At 69.8% G+C, this 16,588-nt stretch carries 17 protein-coding genes and 1 riboswitch; of the genes, 3 read left to right on the top strand and 14 right to left on the bottom strand.

Annotation, left to right across the window (positions count from 1 at the left end; genetic code table 11):
* The first annotated feature begins 6 nt into the window (after positions 1–6).
* Entirely contained in the window at positions 7–777 is a 771-nt protein-coding gene (locus EWH70_RS22070) for a (2Fe-2S)-binding protein (protein ID WP_240687156.1), read from the top strand.
* A 593-nt stretch (positions 778–1,370) separates the two neighbouring features.
* Here EWH70_RS22070 and EWH70_RS22065 read toward each other — a convergent pair.
* Both EWH70_RS22065 and lysS read right to left on the bottom strand, forming a co-directional pair.
* Positions 1,371–1,718, bottom strand: a complete 348-nt coding sequence (locus EWH70_RS22065) for a histone-like nucleoid-structuring protein Lsr2 (RefSeq protein WP_130477385.1) — start codon at positions 1,716–1,718, stop codon at positions 1,371–1,373.
* Between the two features lie 133 nt (positions 1,719–1,851).
* On the bottom strand, positions 1,852–3,372 hold the full coding sequence (lysS, locus tag EWH70_RS22060) for a lysine--tRNA ligase (RefSeq protein WP_130477384.1): 1,521 nt from the start codon (positions 3,370–3,372) through the stop codon (positions 1,852–1,854).
* Between the two features lie 59 nt (positions 3,373–3,431).
* Positions 3,432–3,494, top strand: a riboswitch (guanidine-III (ykkC-III) riboswitch).
* A 33-nt stretch (positions 3,495–3,527) separates the two neighbouring features.
* Between lysS and EWH70_RS22055 the strand changes: the two genes are divergently transcribed.
* Positions 3,528–3,842 carry a DMT family transporter gene (locus EWH70_RS22055; protein ID WP_130477383.1) on the top strand — a complete coding sequence of 105 codons (315 nt, stop codon included), beginning with the start codon at positions 3,528–3,530 and terminating at the stop codon, positions 3,840–3,842.
* On the opposite strand, the gene EWH70_RS22050 is transcribed toward EWH70_RS22055, so the two are convergent.
* The 7 genes from EWH70_RS22050 to EWH70_RS22020 all read right to left on the bottom strand — a co-directional run bounded on the left by EWH70_RS22050 (position 3,839) and on the right by EWH70_RS22020 (position 10,363).
* Positions 3,839–4,618, bottom strand: a complete 780-nt coding sequence (locus tag EWH70_RS22050; protein WP_130477382.1) for a type III pantothenate kinase — start codon at positions 4,616–4,618, stop codon at positions 3,839–3,841. The genes EWH70_RS22055 and EWH70_RS22050 overlap by 4 nt on opposite strands.
* The gene (gene panD / locus EWH70_RS22045) at positions 4,618–5,118 is read right to left on the bottom strand and encodes an aspartate 1-decarboxylase (RefSeq protein ID WP_130477381.1); all 501 of its coding nucleotides are present in this window, start codon (positions 5,116–5,118) and stop codon (positions 4,618–4,620) included. The genes EWH70_RS22050 and panD overlap by 1 nt, the downstream gene beginning before the upstream one ends.
* A 12-nt stretch (positions 5,119–5,130) precedes the next feature.
* A complete protein-coding gene (gene panC / locus EWH70_RS22040; RefSeq protein WP_130477380.1) occupies positions 5,131–6,054 on the bottom strand; it encodes a pantoate--beta-alanine ligase in 924 nt (307 codons plus the stop codon).
* Positions 6,051–6,941, bottom strand: coding sequence for a Rossmann-like and DUF2520 domain-containing protein (locus EWH70_RS22035; protein WP_130477379.1), 891 nt, complete (start codon positions 6,939–6,941; stop codon positions 6,051–6,053). The genes panC and EWH70_RS22035 overlap by 4 nt, the downstream gene beginning before the upstream one ends.
* Before the next feature lie 143 nt (positions 6,942–7,084).
* Positions 7,085–8,215, bottom strand: a complete 1,131-nt coding sequence (locus EWH70_RS22030; protein ID WP_130477598.1) for a PrsW family intramembrane metalloprotease — start codon at positions 8,213–8,215, stop codon at positions 7,085–7,087.
* 84 nt (positions 8,216–8,299) lie between these two features.
* Complete coding sequence (locus EWH70_RS22025; RefSeq protein ID WP_130477378.1) at positions 8,300–9,832, bottom strand: DUF6779 domain-containing protein; 1,533 nt, start codon at positions 9,830–9,832, stop codon at positions 8,300–8,302.
* 69 nt (positions 9,833–9,901) lie between these two features.
* Positions 9,902–10,363 carry a DUF3180 domain-containing protein gene (locus EWH70_RS22020; protein ID WP_130477377.1) on the bottom strand — a complete coding sequence of 154 codons (462 nt, stop codon included), beginning with the start codon at positions 10,361–10,363 and terminating at the stop codon, positions 9,902–9,904.
* A gap of 62 nt (positions 10,364–10,425) precedes the next feature.
* On the opposite strand from EWH70_RS22020, the gene EWH70_RS22015 reads away from it, so the two are divergent.
* A complete protein-coding gene (locus EWH70_RS22015; RefSeq protein WP_130477376.1) occupies positions 10,426–11,355 on the top strand; it encodes a MerR family transcriptional regulator in 930 nt (309 codons plus the stop codon).
* 419 nt (positions 11,356–11,774) lie between these two features.
* On the opposite strand, the gene folK is transcribed toward EWH70_RS22015, so the two are convergent.
* From folK to ftsH, 5 genes are read right to left on the bottom strand one after another with little or no spacing between them, the layout of a single operon-like run.
* On the bottom strand, positions 11,775–12,278 hold the full coding sequence (gene folK, locus EWH70_RS22010; RefSeq protein WP_130477375.1) for a 2-amino-4-hydroxy-6-hydroxymethyldihydropteridine diphosphokinase: 504 nt from the start codon (positions 12,276–12,278) through the stop codon (positions 11,775–11,777).
* Entirely contained in the window at positions 12,271–12,669 is a 399-nt protein-coding gene (gene folB, locus EWH70_RS22005; protein ID WP_130477374.1) for a dihydroneopterin aldolase, read from the bottom strand. The genes folK and folB overlap by 8 nt, the downstream gene beginning before the upstream one ends.
* Positions 12,666–13,499, bottom strand: coding sequence for a dihydropteroate synthase (gene folP, locus EWH70_RS22000; RefSeq protein WP_130477373.1), 834 nt, complete (start codon positions 13,497–13,499; stop codon positions 12,666–12,668). The genes folB and folP overlap by 4 nt, the downstream gene beginning before the upstream one ends.
* Positions 13,496–14,098 (bottom strand): GTP cyclohydrolase I FolE, encoded by a 603-nt coding sequence (folE, locus tag EWH70_RS21995; RefSeq protein WP_130477597.1) that lies wholly within the window; start codon positions 14,096–14,098, stop codon positions 13,496–13,498. The genes folP and folE overlap by 4 nt, the downstream gene beginning before the upstream one ends.
* On the bottom strand, positions 14,088–16,493 hold the full coding sequence (gene ftsH / locus EWH70_RS21990) for an ATP-dependent zinc metalloprotease FtsH (protein ID WP_130477372.1): 2,406 nt from the start codon (positions 16,491–16,493) through the stop codon (positions 14,088–14,090). Before ftsH ends, folE begins: the two co-directional genes overlap by 11 nt.
* Between the last annotated feature and the right edge of the window lie 95 nt (positions 16,494–16,588).

Here is a 16,588-nt window from a genome sequence, read left to right as displayed (position 1 = left end):
ACCAGGGTGAACGGCCTCCAGCGCCGGGCAGGCATCCGGTTCGACCTGCCGGCCGACGCGACCGGCTGGCAGCGTTGCGGCGACCTGCTGGACGACCCCGAGCACTTCCGTACCTGGCAGGCGTTGCTGTCGGAGTGGCTGGTCGAGCAGCACGGAACCGCGCCGAGCCGGACGGCCGCCGGGTACATCATGTCGTGGTACCTGCACGTGCCCGCGTACGCGGCAGCGCTGCTGCTGCACCACGAGCGGCGGGTTCCGTCGCTCGATCCGGCGGAGCTGGCGTTCCGGCTGAACGAGGGCAGGCCGCACCCGGACGGCATCGCCGTGCTGGGCGACCGGTTCTACTGCCTCCCGTCCGACCCCGGTTCGGCACTGCCGGAGGCAACGGTCGTCGCCGACGAGCAGGCCCTGGTCGCCGTGCTGCGGGCGCGCTACACCGCGCATGCCGCGCGGTTCGTCGCGGCGTACACGCGGGTGAGCAGGCTGGGCACCCGGATGCTGTGGGCCGCGGCCACCGACGCGCTGGACAACTCGCTGTGGTGGGCGGGCAAGCAGGGCGGGACGGTCGAGTCCGAGGGCGCCGGCGTCGCCGACGCCGCGCTGGTGCTCGACGCCGTGCACCCGCCGCTGACGTCGGCGTCGACCCTGCGGACGACCACCGACGCCGACGGCCACCGCGAGTGGTCCCGCCGGCGTGAGAGCTGCTGCTTCTCCTACCTGCTGCCCGGCGAGTCCGAGTGCGCGGGCTGCCCCCGGACCTGCGGCCGCCGTCTTTAGCCCGCTAAAGCCGGTTCGCATGTCGCCCGAGGCCGCGGATGCCCGGCGAAGTCGGGAGTCCTGGTGTGACGTTGTGCGGGAGGGTGGGGTTCGCGTGCCGGAGCGTGGAACTCGCGGTCGGGAACGCAGAACTCGCGTGCGTGAGCGCAGAACTCACGATGTGGACCGGGTTCTCACGTGGTGCCGGTGGCCTGCGTGAGCGGTCCGTTCGCGCGAGTCGTACGTTCTCACGCGCGAGTCGACCGTTCCGGACCCGCGAGTTGCACGTTCCCACCTGTCAGGTCCCACTGACCGGTATGCCGGGTCCAGATAGCGAGACCAGCCCCCGTCCTCGGCTGGCCGAACGGGCCGCTCGCGCGACCCTGCCGGGCCGGAGCACGAGTTTCGCGTTCCCGAACACGTCATTCACCGCGAGTCTCGTCCTCAGGACCGCGAGTCTCGCCTTCCGGAACGCGAATGACGCGCTCCGGACCACCTGACTTTGCCGGGGCCCTGACGTCAGACGTGGTGAAGGTGGCCTTCACGAGCTTTGGCGGCATTCGCGACGAAGGGGCCGTCGGCGAACGTGCCGACGGCCCCTTCGTGAATTTCGCTCAGTTCTTCTGGTGGTAGGCCTCCACGACCTCCGCCGGAATGCGACCCCGGTCGGAAATCTGGTAACCGTTCTTGCGGGCCCACGAGCGAATCGCCTGGTTCTGCTCGCGGTCCACCGACGGCGGACGGGCGACGGACTTCGTGGCGGCACGGCCACCCGTGCGCTTACGACCACCGAGCCGGCGGGCGTGCTCCACGTACTGCGCGAGAGCGTCCCGCAACTCTTCCGCGTTTTCCGCGGACAGATCGATCACGTAGCTGACGCCGTCGAGACCGAACTCGATTGTCTCGTCGGCGTCCGACCCGTCGAGGTCGTCCACAAGGGAGACGAGAACCTTCTCAGCCATCAGATTCCTCCTGCTTTGGGTAGCCGCCTGCTACCACGGGCTCGAATGATCTAGGGGCCACCAGCCCCTTGACAGGAGCTTCGACTTCCATATTAGTACTCGCTCGAGCCGGTAAACGCAAATCTCGATTGGGTTATTCGGGGCGAACCAGGGGGAACAGGATGGTCTCCCGGATACCGAGACCGGTGAGTGCCATGAGCAACCGATCGATGCCCATTCCGACACCACCGCTCGGCGGCATTCCGTACTCTAGAGCTCGCAGGAAATCTTCATCCAGACGCATAGCCTCACTATCACCGGCCGCTGCCAGACGAGCCTGTTCCGTGAGCCGCTGCCGCTCGATCACGGGATCGACCAGCTCGGAGTAGCCGGTGGCCAGTTCGAAACCACGCACATAGAGATCCCACTTCTCCGCGACCCCGGGCTGGGTACGGTGCTGCCTGGTCAGCGGGGAGGTCTCGACAGGGAAATCCCGGACAAATGTCGGAGCGTGCAGGTGGTCGCCGACCAGATGCTCCCACAGCTCCTCGACGAGTTTGCCGTGGCCCAGTTTCGGGTCGACTTCCATATTGCGCGAAGCGGCATGCGCCCGCAGCTGTTCGACGGGCGTGTCGGGCGTGACTTCCTCACCCAGCGCCTCGCTCAGCGAGCCGTACATGGTGAGTGTCGCCCATTCGCCCGACAGGTCGTACTCCGTGCCGTCGGAAAGCGTGACCACCTGCGTACCGAAGACGGCTTCCGCTGCCTCCTGGACCAACTCCCTCGTCATCACGGCGTTGGTGTCGTACGTGGCGTACGCCTCGTAGTACTCCAACATCGCGAACTCGGGCGAATGGGATGAGTCGCTACCCTCATTCCGGAAGTTGCGGTTGATCTCGAAGACCTTCTCGATGCCGCCGACCACACACCGCTTGAGATACAGCTCCGGCGCGATACGCAGGTACAACTCCAGGTCGAAGGCATTCGAGTGCGTGACGAACGGACGAGCGCTCGCACCACCATGAAGAGTCTGCAACATCGGCGTTTCGACCTCGGTAAAGCCACGCCGGTGGAAAGAGTCACGCAGCGAACGCAGAACGCCCGCGCGGGTACGCACCACATCGCGTGCCTTCGGCCGCAGGATGAGGTCGACGTAGCGCTGGCGAATGCGGGTTTCCTCGGCCAGTTCCTTGTGTGCGACGGGCAGCGGGCGCAACGCCTTGCTGGTCAGTTTCCACCCGTCGGCGAGCACGGAAAGCTCGCCTCGTTTCGAGGTGATCACCTCACCGGAGACGAAAACGTGGTCACCGAGGTCGACATCGGATTTCCACGCCGCGAGAGCGTCCTCGCCGACGTTGGCCAGGCTGATCATGGCCTGCAACTCGGTGCCGTCGCCTTCGCGCAGGCTGGCGAAACACAGCTTGCCGGTGTTGCGCAGGAACATCACCCTGCCGGTGATTCCCACGTGCTCGCCGGTGGCCGTATCAGCGGGCAGGCCGGAATGTGTGGCGCGAATCTCGGCGAGCGAGTGCGTACGCGGCACCTCGACCGGATAGGGCTCGATCCCCTCGGCGAGGATCCGCTCCCGCTTCTCCCGCCGCACGCGCATCTGTTCGGGCAGATCGTCGTCAATACTGGCGTGCCCCGTGAGGTCCGCGGGAGAGGTCTCGGTCATGGCCCTTAGCGTACGAACACGCGCTTGGGCAGAGCCAACCGGATTACTGTTAACCTCGAAATCGGCAGGAGCTTCCTGCCCCGGACGAGGGCGTCGTACCCGGCACGACAAGACGACGCAGTACACAACAACCTGTTGTCACTGCGGAGGTCGTGATGTCCTGGATCGTGCTCGTCGTGTCCGGCGTGCTGGAAACCGTGTGGGCTGCCGCACTCGGCGCCTCGAAGGGGTTCAGCCGACTCGTCCCCAGCGCCGTGTTCCTGGTCAGCCTCGTGCTGAGCATGGCGGGCCTGGCCTACGCCATGCGCACCATTCCGATCGGTACCGGCTACGCGATCTGGGTCGGCATCGGCGCCATCGGCACAGCCGTCTACGGAATGGTCGCGCTCGGTGACCCGGTTTCGGCCGGCCGGATTCTCTGCCTGGTGCTGATCGTCGCCGGCGTGGTCGGGCTCAAGCTCCTGCACTAACGCACGTTGCGCTCGTGCACGAGACGCAGGCCGAGCAGGGTCAGCTCGGGAACGTGCTCGGTGATCGTCTCCGACTCGTCCACGACGAGCGGCGCCAGGCCTCCGGTGGCGATCACCGTCACCGGCTCGTCGCCGGGAAGGTCCCGCAGGATCCGCCGGACCAGGCCGTCGACCTGCCCGGCGAAGCCGTAGAGGATGCCCGACTGCAGGCACTCCACCGTGTTCTTCCCGATCACCGACCGCGGCGGCACCAGCTCGACCTTGCGCAGTGTGGCCGCGCGGGCCGCCAGCGCGTCCACCGAGATCTCGATCCCCGGCGCGAACGCACCACCGAGGAACTCGCCCTTCGCCGAGATGACGTCGACGTTGGTGGTCGTCCCGAAGTCGACCACCACGCACGCGGTGCTGTGCAGGTGGTGCGCGGCCAGCGTGTTGACCAGCCGGTCCGGCCCGACCTCCTTGGGGTTGTCCACCAGCAGCGGCACCCCGGTACGCACACCCGGCCCGACGATCACCGTCGGCACGCCGCCGTAGTACCGGGTCAGCATGTCGCGCAGCTCACGCAGGATGCTCGGCACCGTCGACAGGACGCTGATGCCGGTGATGGCGTCGGCGTCCGCCCCGAGCAGCCCGCGCAGGGTCAGGGCCAGCTCGTCACCGGTGGCCGTGGCGTCCGTGCGCAGGCGCCAGTCGTGCTCCAGCCGCGCTTGCTCGCCGCGACCGGAGAACAGCCCGAGGCCGATGTTGGTGTTGCCGACGTCGACCGCTAGCAGCATCAGCTGTCAGCGTGCAGTAGCGCGTCGAGCCGGGCGGCGTCGACGGTCTCCGCGACCGGGAAGCCCGGAATGTCGCCGTTCGACGGCAGCAGCGGCAGCGAGCCGTTCAGCAGGCCCGACCCCTCCGGCACCTCGGCCGGGTCGTCGCCCTGGGTGACGACCCGGTTGTCGGCGTCGACGAACACCACCCTCGGCTGGTACGCGGCCGCCTCGGCGGACTCCATCTGCCCGTAGGACAACAGGATCACCAGGTCACCCGGGTGCACCAGGTGGGCGGCGGCACCGTTGATGCCGATGATCCCGCTGCCCCGCTCGCCCTCGATGACGTAGGTCTCCAGCCGGGCGCCGTTGGTGATGTCGACGATCGCCACCTGCTCCCCGGGCAGGAGGTCGGCCGCTTCCATCAGGTCCTTGTCCAGCGTGACCGAGCCGACGTAGTGCAGGTCGGCCTGCGTGACGGTCGCTCTGTGGATCTTCGACTTCAGCATCGTGCGGTACATCGCGGACTCCCTCTATTCCCCTGCTTCCGGCGATCCGTCATCCGGGTGCTCGGCAGCCGCGCCGAGCAGAACCGGAACGTTGTCGATCAAGCGTGTTCTCCCGAGTTTCGCCGCGATGAGCAACCTTGCCTCACCATCGACGGGCGGAGCCCCCAGATCGGTTCCACGAAGATCAAGATAATCCAGATTAATCCCGTCCACAGCCGAAAGCGTGCGGTTCGCCGCATCCAGTACCGCATCGGCACCCAGGCGGCCCGCGTGTGCACCCGCGGTGAGCGCCGCGGACAGTGCCACGGCACGCTGCCGCTCGTCCGGGGACAGGTAGACGTTGCGCGACGACAGCGCCAGGCCGTCGTGCTCACGCACGGTGGGAACCGGAACCACCTTCGTGTCGAAGTTCAGCTGCCGCACCATGTTCTTCACCAGAACCAGCTGCTGGTAGTCCTTCTCGCCGAAGAACACGTAGTCCGGGCGGACGATGTTGAGCAGCTTCGCCACGATGGTCAGCACCCCGGCGAAGTGGCCGGGACGCGACGCGCCCTCCAGCTCCGCGCCGAGCGGGCCCGGCTCGATCGTGATGCCGGTGTCCTCGCCGTAGATGTCCTCGACCGACGGCGTGAACGCCAGCTCCGCGCCGACCTCCTCCAGCACCTCCAGGTCCCGCTCCAGCGGACGCGGGTACGCGTCGAAGTCCTCGCCCTCGCCGAACTGCAGCGGGTTGACGAAGATCGACGCCGCCACAACGGTGTTCGGCAGCCTGCGCGCCCGGCGCAGCAGCTCGCGGTGACCCGCGTGCAACGCACCCATCGTCGGCACCAGCGCGACCTTGCTGCTCACCCCGTGCAGCGCGGAACTCACCCGGGACACGTCGGCGGGCCGCTGGTAGACGTTCAGCTGCCTGCGGGCGAACTTCGGAGCGGTCTTCGCGGATGTCACGTCGGGTCCTGACCTTCGTCGAGCAGTTCGGTGATGTCGGCGGCATTGTCGAGAAGCCCCGCGGCCTCGGCGCGGGCGGCGGTCCGGCGAGCCAGCGCCGTGTAGCAGACAGCGACATCGGGGGCGCGCTCGTTCAACACGTCGAGGTGGGTACGCACGGTCCCGGCGTCGCCGCGGGCCACCGGTCCGGTCAGCGCGCGGTCGCCGTGCCGCAGCACGTTGTCCAGCGCGGCCGACAGCAGCGGACCGAGCAGCCGCTCGGCGTTGCCGATTCCCGCGCCCCCCAACAGATCCGCGCAGTCCGAGACGAGTGTGATCAGGTGGTTGGCGCCGTGTGCGAGCGCCGCGTGATAGAGCGCGCGGGCCGACTCGGGAACCCGCACCGGTTCGCCGCCCATCTCCATCACCAGTGCCTCGCCGACGTTCCACGCCGCTTCGTCGTCCGCGGTGGCTGTCACGCCGACGCAGCATGTGGCCAGCCGGTCCAGATCCTCCGAGCGTCCGGTGAACGTCATCACCGGATGCAGCGCCAGCGGCAGCGCGCCCGCCTCGACGGCCGGGGCGAGCACCTCGACGCCGTGTGCCCCCGAGGTGTGGACGACGATCTGGCCCGCCCGCAGCGATCCCGTGGCGACCAGACCGCGGACCATGCCGGGCAACGCGTCGTCGGGCAGCGCGAGCAACACCAGGTCCGCCCGGCCCGCCACCTGATCCGGCGGCAACAGCGGAACGTCGGGCAGCAGGCGCTCCGCCCGCGCCAGCGACGCGGCCGAGAGTCCCGACGCCGCGACCACCGTGTGGCCGGCCCGCGCAAGCGCCGCGCCCAGCACACTGCCGACCCGGCCGGCCGAGACCACGCCGACCGCCAGCCGTGCCGGGCGGTTCACAACCCGCCCCTGACGCTCATGACTGCCTATGCTCCCTCACCCGTTCCAGTCCCGCTCCCTCGCGGGTACCGGACGTCGGCGCGAGGGTAACCGCCCTTCCGGTAGTGGAACGGACAGCCGTGACGAGCTTCACCCGGCTCGGGTCACCCTCGGTGGTGACCATTTTCCGTACCGCCACCGGCGAGCCGGACGGCCTCGGCGCGTGACGCCTTGAGTACCGACAGCAGTTCCTTCTGGCGTTCGCCCGCCTCGGCCCCGGCCGTGCCGGTCGCCATCCTCCTGCGCAGGAAAGCCAGCTCCGTCACCGAAGCCTGGTACTCCGCCACCGCACGCGCGGCGGTGCGCCCGGACTCCTTGCGGGCCTGCCTGCGCCACTTGCGGCGTCCGCTCAGGCTCGCCAGCAGGTCGACCTCGGACCGCGCGATCCAGCGTGCGGACGCGAGCGCGGGCAGCGCGGCGGCGATGATGCGCTGTTCCCTGCGGCGCTGCCACAACACCAGCATCAGCATGCCGACGAACAGCGGAACCATGATCAGGAAGTAGATGGAGAGGAACGCCTGCGCGCCGCCGAGCGTCGCCGCCCCGTTCCACAGCGCGTGCAGCCCGACCGCGACGACGTAGCCGCCCAGCGGAGCCAGCACCCGTAGCTGGGGACTCGCCGTCCGCGCCGCGACCCCGATCCCGACGCCGGTGAACACGGCGAACAGCGGATGCGTGAACGGTGAGAGGACGCCGCGCAGGATGAAAGCGGCCAGCACGCCGCCGGTCGTGCCGTCACCGAATCCGTTCTCCGCGAAGGCCCTGCCGAAGTAGTAGATGTTCTCGGTGAACGCGAAGCCCGCTGCGGAGAACCCGGCGTAGACGATGCCGTCCACCACACCGTCGAACTCGCCCCGCCTGCGCAGCATCACCACCAGCACGATGGCCGCCTTGGCGGCCTCCTCGACCAGCGGCGCCGACACGATCGCGCTGATCTTGCTGCCGTTGCCGCTGCCGAGCAGCAGGTCGCCGACCGTCTCGGCGGTGTTGTTGATCAGCAACGCGGTCGCCGTCGCGACGAGTGCGCCGAACGCGAACGTCAGCAGCAGCAACCGGGCCGGTTCGGGTTCCCAGCGGTCGATCCACAGCAGGGCCGCCACGACGACGCCGACCGGCACCAGTGCCGCCGCGACGCCGATCACCACGGCGAGGACGCCGACGCGGGAACTCAGCACACCGAACAACACCAGCCCGCAGAGCGCGAGCGCGATCAGGCCCAGTACCGGCAGCAGCACACTGACGCGGCGGGGCGGATGCCGGCGCAGGCTCGCAGGCCCGGTCGTTGCGGTCACGGTCGGACACCTTAGAGAAGGCGACCGTCAGTCGGCGCGGCGCCGCCTGCGTGGGGTGGCGCCGGTCGCGCCGTGCGCGGCGAGCAGCTCGGTCACCGAGCGACCGGCCGCGTGCGAGCCGTCGCGGGCGGGCGGCTCGGGTTCCTCGGCCCGGCGGCGGCGTGGCTCGGCGTCCGGCCGGGCATGCGAACCGCTGACGCGGCTGTCGCCGGCATCCGGCTTGGCGTGACTGCCCGAGGCGTGCCGGGAGCCGCTGTCGGCCTTGCGTTCCCACGACGGCGGTTCGCCGTCCGGCCTGCGCCTGCGGCCACCGGACGCGGGCTCCGGCTGGGGCTGGGGCGGCTTCGGCGTGCCGTTCGCCGGCTGGCTCGGTGCCGGGTCGGCGGCCTCCGCGCGCCGCCTGCGGCCACCCGACGCGGGGACATCACGGATCTCGACCGGCAGCGTCGGATTGCGCCGTGGTGCCTCGGGCTCCGGCTCGGCGCGGCGGGCCGGGCGGCCGTTGGAACCGTTGGTGCCGTTGGACCGGCCGTTCTCCCAGGACGGCGACCAGTCGCCGAGTTGGAGGTCGGCGAGCACGGGCTCAGGTGCCGGTTCCGGCTTGGGCTGCGGTTTCGGCGTCGCCTTCGGCTGTGGCAGCGGCGGCAGCTCCTCGACCGGCTCAGCGGGCTTGGGAGCCGGCTTCGGCTCCGGCGGCCGCTGCTGGCGTACCCGTTCGACGGGTGGGCGCGGACGGCGCTCGGCAGCCGGTTTGACGACCGGCTGGGGAGTACGTGGGGGCTGCTGCGGACGGACCGGACCGTCGAGGACGGCGGCGATGTCGCGGGTCGGCGGGTCGGCAGGCCGCTGCGGTGGCCTGCGTGGCTCCTCCGGCCGCTTGACCCGTGCGGGCGGGACGCGGCGGGTGGCCTCCTCGCGCTCGGGGCGGCGCGGCGGGACCGGCGCGTTCTGCTCGGTCGGCGGGTTCAGCGAACCGGAGATGTCGGTCTTCGGCTCGACGTCGATGACCCGTTCCTGCTTCTTCGGCGCGGCGGCGATCTGCGGGCGCCGGGGGCTGACATCGCCGCCCGCCTGGACGAGCCGTTGCTGCTGGTTCTCGTTCAGCGACCGCATCCGGGTCGCCTGCGCGGTCAGGGCGACCTGCTCGAAGAGCACCTCGCCGCCGAACAACGTCTGCAGGCTCTCCCGCAGCGCGATGACCTCCGAGCGGAGGGCTTCCAGTTCTTCGCGGGAGCTGGCCTCGACGCGGTCCCTGGTCTCCGCCTCGATCTCCAGCTCGAACTCGCGCCGGGCGGCGATCTCCCGTTCCAGCTCCAGCTCGTAGACGGCCTGCGCCTGCGCCACCTCGTCCTCGGTGGCCGTGACCTGACGGCGGTACTTCGCCGCCACGAAGGCTCCGATCAACGCCGCCCAGAGCGCGGCGACGATACCGAGCCGCAGCCACCGCATGTCCTCACTGATGACCAGGGCGACGGTGGCGCCGACGGCGAGGACGAAGCCGACAACGAGCCACGGCTTACCCCAGGGGCGGCCGCGCGAGTCGTCACCCACGCCTGTCATGCCCAACACCGTACCTTCTAGTAACCCGACCGTGACCTACTCGGTACTTCGAGCGGTGGATTCCGCGCGTTAACCGGTCGCTCCGGGTGGGCGATCCTGATCACCATCACTCGGTGTGCGGCAGCAGTACTCGAGCCACATGGCCGCCGCGATCAACGCCGCCCCGCACAGAACGCCGACGATGGAACTCGGCAGGTCCTCCGCGGCCGCGGTCAACTCGGCTCCGCGCGGTACAACGTACGCGAAAGCGGCGAGCCACGCACCCACCATGAGTGCCCCGAGGATCGACGACGCCTTCGCCAGCGCGACCGCTCTCGCCACGGCGACCGGCTGGATCACCCGCCCCGAGCGGATCCGGCTGCGCAGCACGTAGGCCAGCACGGCCTCGACGACCGCCAGGACCAGCAACGTCACGCCGGCGAACGTCGGCAGGCGCGGGATCGAGTCGTAGGCGAACTGAAAGAGCAGGTAGACGAGGGCCAGTGCGACCAGTCCGGCGACGAGCAGGTCCCGGGGGCGGGTGAAATGCACCTCACCACCGTACTGACCAGGTTTGTGCCAGGCTTGACTCTCCAGCGACTGGAGGGTTGAGCATGGATTCCGTGGGCGTCTTCACCATCGGCGAACTGGCCAGGAGGACCGGGCTGCCGGTCAAGACCATCCGGTTCTACTCCGATGAGGGGTTGCTGCCGCCCACCGACCGCACACACGCCGGATACCGACTGTACGACACGCACGCCATGGCCAGGCTCGAGCTGGTCAAGACCTTGCGGGAACTCGGACTCGGGCTTCCGGACGTCGAACGGGCGCTGACCAGCGAGGCGAGCCTCGGCGAGCTGGCGACACAGCACGTCGAGGCGCTCGACGAGCAGATCCGCAAGCTGCGGCTGCGCCGGGCGGTGCTGCGAGCGGTCGTGAAAAGGGGATCCGAACTGGAGGAAGTGAAACTGATGAACAAGCTCGCCTCGATGTCCGACGACGAGCGCAAGCGGCTGATCGACGAGTTCTGGGACGAGATGACCGAGGGACTCAACATCGACGCGGACTTCGAAGCACACATGCGCTCGGGCAAGCCCGAACTGCCCGACGACCCGACGCCGGAGCAGCTGGAGGCGTGGATCGAGTTCGCCGAGATGGTGCAGGACCCGGACTTCCGGCGGCTGATCCGCGGCCTGAGCCAGCAGCAGTCGGACATGCTCGACGCCGGCGAGAAGATCAGCCCCGGTCCCGACTGGATGGACTGGTTCGAGCGGGCCGCCCGGATGCGGACGTCCGGCGTCGACCCGTCGGCGCCGGAGGCCCAGGAGCTGGTCGAGGAGATGCTGGCCGCCGGTGCTCCGGAGGGGCAGGACGTGCGCGATCCGGAGTTCCGCGCGGCGTACGCGGAGCGGTTCGGCCAGGGCGGCGACCCGCGGGCGGAGCGCTACTGGCAGCTGCTGGCGGTCATCAACGGCTGGCCGCCGATCGAGAGCCGCCAGCCCGACGTCCAGTGGCTGATGGCGGCCGTCCGCGTGACGCCCTGAACGGCTCAGGGCACGTGAAGGCCACCATCACCACGTCACACGTAATGAAGGTGGCCTTCACGTGCTTTGCCGGAGACTCAGGCCAGGGCCCGGCACCGTCGGGCGTGGGGCGTGAGCGAGGGAGCTTTACTAACGAAGAAGGTAGTAAAGCTCCCTTGCTGCTTGACGGGTGTGACTGGTGGGGCTGGTGTGGTGGCGTGGATGCCGTGAAGGTGGCCTTCACGGCGTCTGATGCCGTGAAGGTGGCCTTCACGGCATAGTCGGCTGCCTGGTGGCCGACGCCACCGCTACGAACGGCACCTTGGTAGCGCAACACGCAACCAAAGTGCCCTTGGTAGCACCGCCGGACGCCCGACCGCCCGGACTTTGCCGGGACCCCGGCGTCTGATGCCGTGAGGGCCCCCTTCACGGCAAAGTCGTCACGTGCTTTGCCGGAGACTCAGGCCGGGGCGGGGGCGGACGGTCGCGCGCTCGGACTCGGGCAGGGCCGACAGGAGCGCCGCCACCGGGCCGTGGCCGGGCAGGGTGGCGTCCGGCTCGATCTCCAGCCACGGGATCAGCACGCTGGCCCGCTCCGGCGTACCGGGGTGGGGCAGCAGCAGTTCCGGGTCGTCGGAGCGGACGTCGTCGACCGTCACCACATCGACGTCCAGTGTCCGCGGCCCCCAGCGGCGCTCCCGCACCCGGCCGGCCGCCCGCTCCAGCTCCTGCCCGGCCCGCAGCCACGCCCAGTGGTCCCGTCCGGCGTCGTCGACGACGCACACCGCGTTGAGGAAGTCCGGCTGGTCGGTCACGCCCCACGGCTCGGTCTCGTACACGCCGGACACGGCCACCACCGCGTCGCCGAGACCGTCCACCACCGAACGCAGGTACGCCAGCCGGTCGCCGAGGTTGGATCCCAGCGACAGGACCGCCCTACTCACGCGGACGTCCCCGCCCCGGTCCGCCCGCCGCCCGCCGCGACCGGCGGACGGTCACCGCGACGTCGGCGAACGTCAGTGGGATCGGCGCGTTCGGCTTGTGCACGGTGACCTCGGCCGCGTGCAGCCGCTCGTCGGCCATCACCTGGTCGGCGATCCGCCCGGCGACGCTCTCGATCAGGTCGAACGGCTCCCCGCCGACGACGTCGGCCGCCAGCTGCGCCAGCTCGCCGTAGTGCACGGTGTCCTCGAGCCGGTCCGACGCCGCCGCGCCGGCCAGGTCGATCCACACCGTGAGGTCGACGACGAACTCCTGCCCGTCCCGCTTCTCGTGCTCGAACACCCCGTGCCTGCCGAACACCCGCAGGCCGGTCAGCGTGATCCGGTCGGTCATCCGTTCCTCCACGCCGCCACGACGGCCACCGCGTCCAGTGAGGCACCGACCTCGTGCACCCGCACCCCCCACGCGCCCGCCGCCGCGGCGAGCGTCGTGATCGCCGCGGTCGCGTCCTCCCGGCCGTCGGGCGGGCGCGGTTCGCCGGTCGCGTCGGCCAGCAGCCTGCCGAGGAAACGTTTGCGGGACGCCCCCACCAGCACCGGGAAGCCGAGCGAGAGGATCTCGTCCAGCCCGTGCAGCAGTGCCCAGTCGTGCTCGGCGTGCTTGGCGAAGCCCAGTCCCGGGTCCAGCACGATCGCGTCGGCGGCGACGCCGGCGGCCAGCGCCGCGTCCACCCGCTCGGAGAGTTCGGCCCGCACCTCGCCGACGACGTCTGTGTAGGTGGCCAGCGCGTTCATGTCCTTGCTGTGCCCACGCCAGTGCATCAGGATCCACGGCGCGCCGGTGCTGGCGGCGACCTTCGCCATCTCCGGATCGGCGAGGCCACCGGACACGTCGTTGATCACCCGCGCGCCCGCCTCGACGGCCGCCGCGGCAACCTCCGCGCGGGTCGTGTCGACGGACAGCAGGATGCCCTCGGCGGCCAGCTCGCGGATCACCGGCAGCACCCGGCCGATCTCGGTTTCCGCGTCCACCCGCGACGCGCCCGGCCGGGTCGACTCGCCGCCGACGTCGATGACGTCGGCACCACGTGCCCACATCTCGCGGGCGTGCGTCAGCGCGTCGTCGACGTCGAAGTAGCGGCCGCCGTCGGAGAACGAGTCGGGCGTGACGTTGAGGACCCCCATCACCGCGCACCGGCCGAGCCCGGCCAGCAGGGCGGTCATCGCCGGCCCTTGATCAGGTCCAGCGCCTCGGCCCGGGACGACGCCGACGTCTTCAGCAGCCCGCGCACCGCCGACGTCGTGGTGCGCGCGCCCGGCTTGCGGATGCCGCGCATCGCCATGCACAGGTGCTCGGCCTCGACCACGACGATCACGCCGCGCGGGCTGAGCTTGCGGTCCAGGGCGTCCGCGATCTGCGACGTCAGCCGCTCCTGTACCTGCGGCCGCTTGGCGTACAGGTCGACGAGCCGGGCCAGCTTGGACAGCCCGGTCACCTTGCCGTGCGCGTTCGGGATGTACCCGACATGCGCCACCCCGTGGAACGGCACCAGATGATGCTCACAGGTCGAATACATCGGGATGTCGGTGACCAGCACCAACTCCTCGTGGCTCTCGTCGAACGTCCGGTCCAGCACGTGGTCCGGGTCGTCGTAGAGCCCCGCGAACATCTCCCGGTAGGCCCGCGCCACCCGCGCCGGAGTCTCCTGCAGGCCGTCCCGGTCGGGGTCCTCGCCGCAGGCCAGCAACAGTTCACGAACTGCTTTCTCAGCCCTGTCCTGATCGAACACCGGCTCACCGTAGCGAGCCGTGCTACTGGCGATGGCCGCCGTCCTGCTCGGTCGGACCGTCCTGGTCACGCCGCTGCTCAGGCTGCGGGCGCGAGGGCTGTCCCTGATCGAACCAGCCGTGCTCCGGCCCCGAGGGACCGGCGCCCTGCGGCGCGGCCGGACGGCCACCCGGCGCGGTCGCCGGGGTCCACCCGGGGGGCGCACCGTAGTTCGGCGGACCCGCGCTCGGCGGCGGGTTGTACTGCGGCCCCTGCTGCGGGCCACCGGTCTGCGGCCAGTAGCCGGTGCCGTTGGACCCACCGGGGCGGCCGTTCGGGTAACCGCCGGCGGGCGGCGGCGCGTACGGGTTGGCCGGGGGCTCCGGGTTGGTGTGCGGCGGACCACCGGGCAGGTCACCGGCGCCGGGCGCGGTACCGACCGGGGTCGGCGCGGGCTGCGGCACGGGACGCTCGGCCGGCTTCTCCGGCTCCGGCGGGGGCCACGGCTCGCCACGCTCGATGGCCAGCTCACCCGGGGTCTTGATCGGCGGCTTGTCGGACGGGATCCGGTCGCCGAACTCGTTGAACACCGTGATGTGCGGCCGCTTCTCGACCGAGGCGAAGATCCGCTCCAGGTCCTTGCGCTGCAGCGTCTCCTTCTCCAGCAGCTCCACCACCAGGTTGTCGAGCACGTCCCGGTAGGTGTTGAGCACCTCCCACGCCTCGGTGTGGGCGGTCTCGATGAGCTTGCGGACCTCTTCGTCGATCTCGTGCGCGACCTCGAGCGAGTAGTCGGCCTGCCGGCCAGCCGAGCGGCCGAGGAACGGGTCGCCCTGCTCCTGGCCGTACTTCACCGCACCCAGCCGGGCACTCATGCCGTACTCGGTGACCATCGCGCGGGCGATCTTGGTGGCCTGCTCGATGTCCGCCGACGCACCGGTGGTCGGCTCGTGGAAGACCAGTTCCTCGGCGGTCCGCCCGCCCATGCAGAACACCAGGCGGCCGATCATCTCGGAGCGGGTCATCAGCTCCTTGTCGTCCTCGGGGACGAGCAGCGCGTGCCCACCGGTACGGCCCCGCGGCAGGATCGTGAGCTTGTACACCGGCTCGATGTCCGGCATCGCCCACGCGGCCAGCGCGTGCCCGCCCTCGTGGTAGGCGGTGATCTTCTTTTCCTTCTCGGAGATGATCCGGCTCTTGCGCGCGGGCCCGCCGACGACGCGGTCGACGGACTCCTCGAGCGCCGCGTCGGTGATGACGTGACCGTTCGTGCGCGCGGTGAGCAGCGCCGCCTCGTTGATGACGTTGGCCAGGTCCGCACCCGACATGCCGACGGTGCGCTTGGCCAGCGCCTCCAGGTCGACGCCCTGCGCCAGCGGCTTGCCCTTCGAGTGCACGCCGAGGATGGCCTTGCGGCCACGCAGATCCGGCGCGGACACCGGGATCTGCCGGTCGAACCGGCCGGGACGCAGCAGCGCCGGGTCGAGGATGTCCGGACGGTTCGTCGCGGCGATGAGGATGATGCCGCCCCGCGCGTCGAAACCGTCCATCTCGACCAGCAGCTGGTTCAGCGTCTGCTCACGCTCGTCGTGACCGCCACCGAGACCGGCACCACGCTGACGGCCGACGGCGTCGATCTCGTCGACGAAGATGATGCACGGCGCGTTCTGCTTGGCCTGCTCGAACAGGTCCCGCACCCGGGAGGCACCGACACCGACGAACATCTCGACGAAGTCGGAACCGGAGATCGTGTAGAACGGCACGCCCGCCTCACCGGCGACGGCCCTGGCCAGCAGCGTCTTACCGGTACCGGGCGGCCCGTAGAGCAGCACGCCCTTCGGGATCTTCGCGCCGAGCGCCTGGTAACGCGCCGGGTTCTGCAGGAAATCCTTGATCTCGTACAGCTCTTCGACGGCCTCGTCGGCACCGGCGACGTCGTTGAACGTGGTCTTCGGCATGTCCTTGTTCAGCTGCTTGGCCTTGGACTTGCCGAAGTTGAGCACCCGGTTACCGCCGCCCTGGGCGTTGTTCATCATCCACATCAGCAGCAGCAACAGCAGCGCCAGCGGGATCATGTAGATCAACAGCTGGGTCAGGAAGCTGTCCTGGCTGACCGTGGTGGTGAACTTGACCGGCTGACCGTTGGTCTTGGCGTTCAGCAGGGAGTCGTAGATCCGCTCACCGGCGCCGGCCGGCCACTGGGTGCGGATCTGGTCGACCTGCTTGCCGTCGACCTCGATCTTGTTGTTGAGGGTGAGCTTGAGCTGTTGCTCTTTGTCCTCGAGGTTGGCTTCCTTGACGTTGCCCGCGCTGATCTGCGCGATCGCCTGCGAGGTCGGCGTCAGGGTGTACGCACGATCGCTGTCGAAGATCATCTGGAAGCCGAAGAACAGCAACACCACCGCGACGATCCACAGCAGCGGGTTCTTGAGCAGGCGCTTTCGGTCCATATGGCTCGGCCGTGGTGGCCTCGACCCTCCCTGTTCAGGCGGTAGGTGTGAATTCCGCCGTCATGATCTTGACACTCGAGCGGCGCACAGGGTGC

The sequence above is a fragment of the Amycolatopsis suaedae genome (assembly GCF_004214935.1).
Classification (GTDB): Bacteria; Actinomycetota; Actinomycetes; order Mycobacteriales; family Pseudonocardiaceae; genus Amycolatopsis; species Amycolatopsis suaedae.
This window is presented reverse-complemented; position numbering and strand designations above follow the sequence as displayed.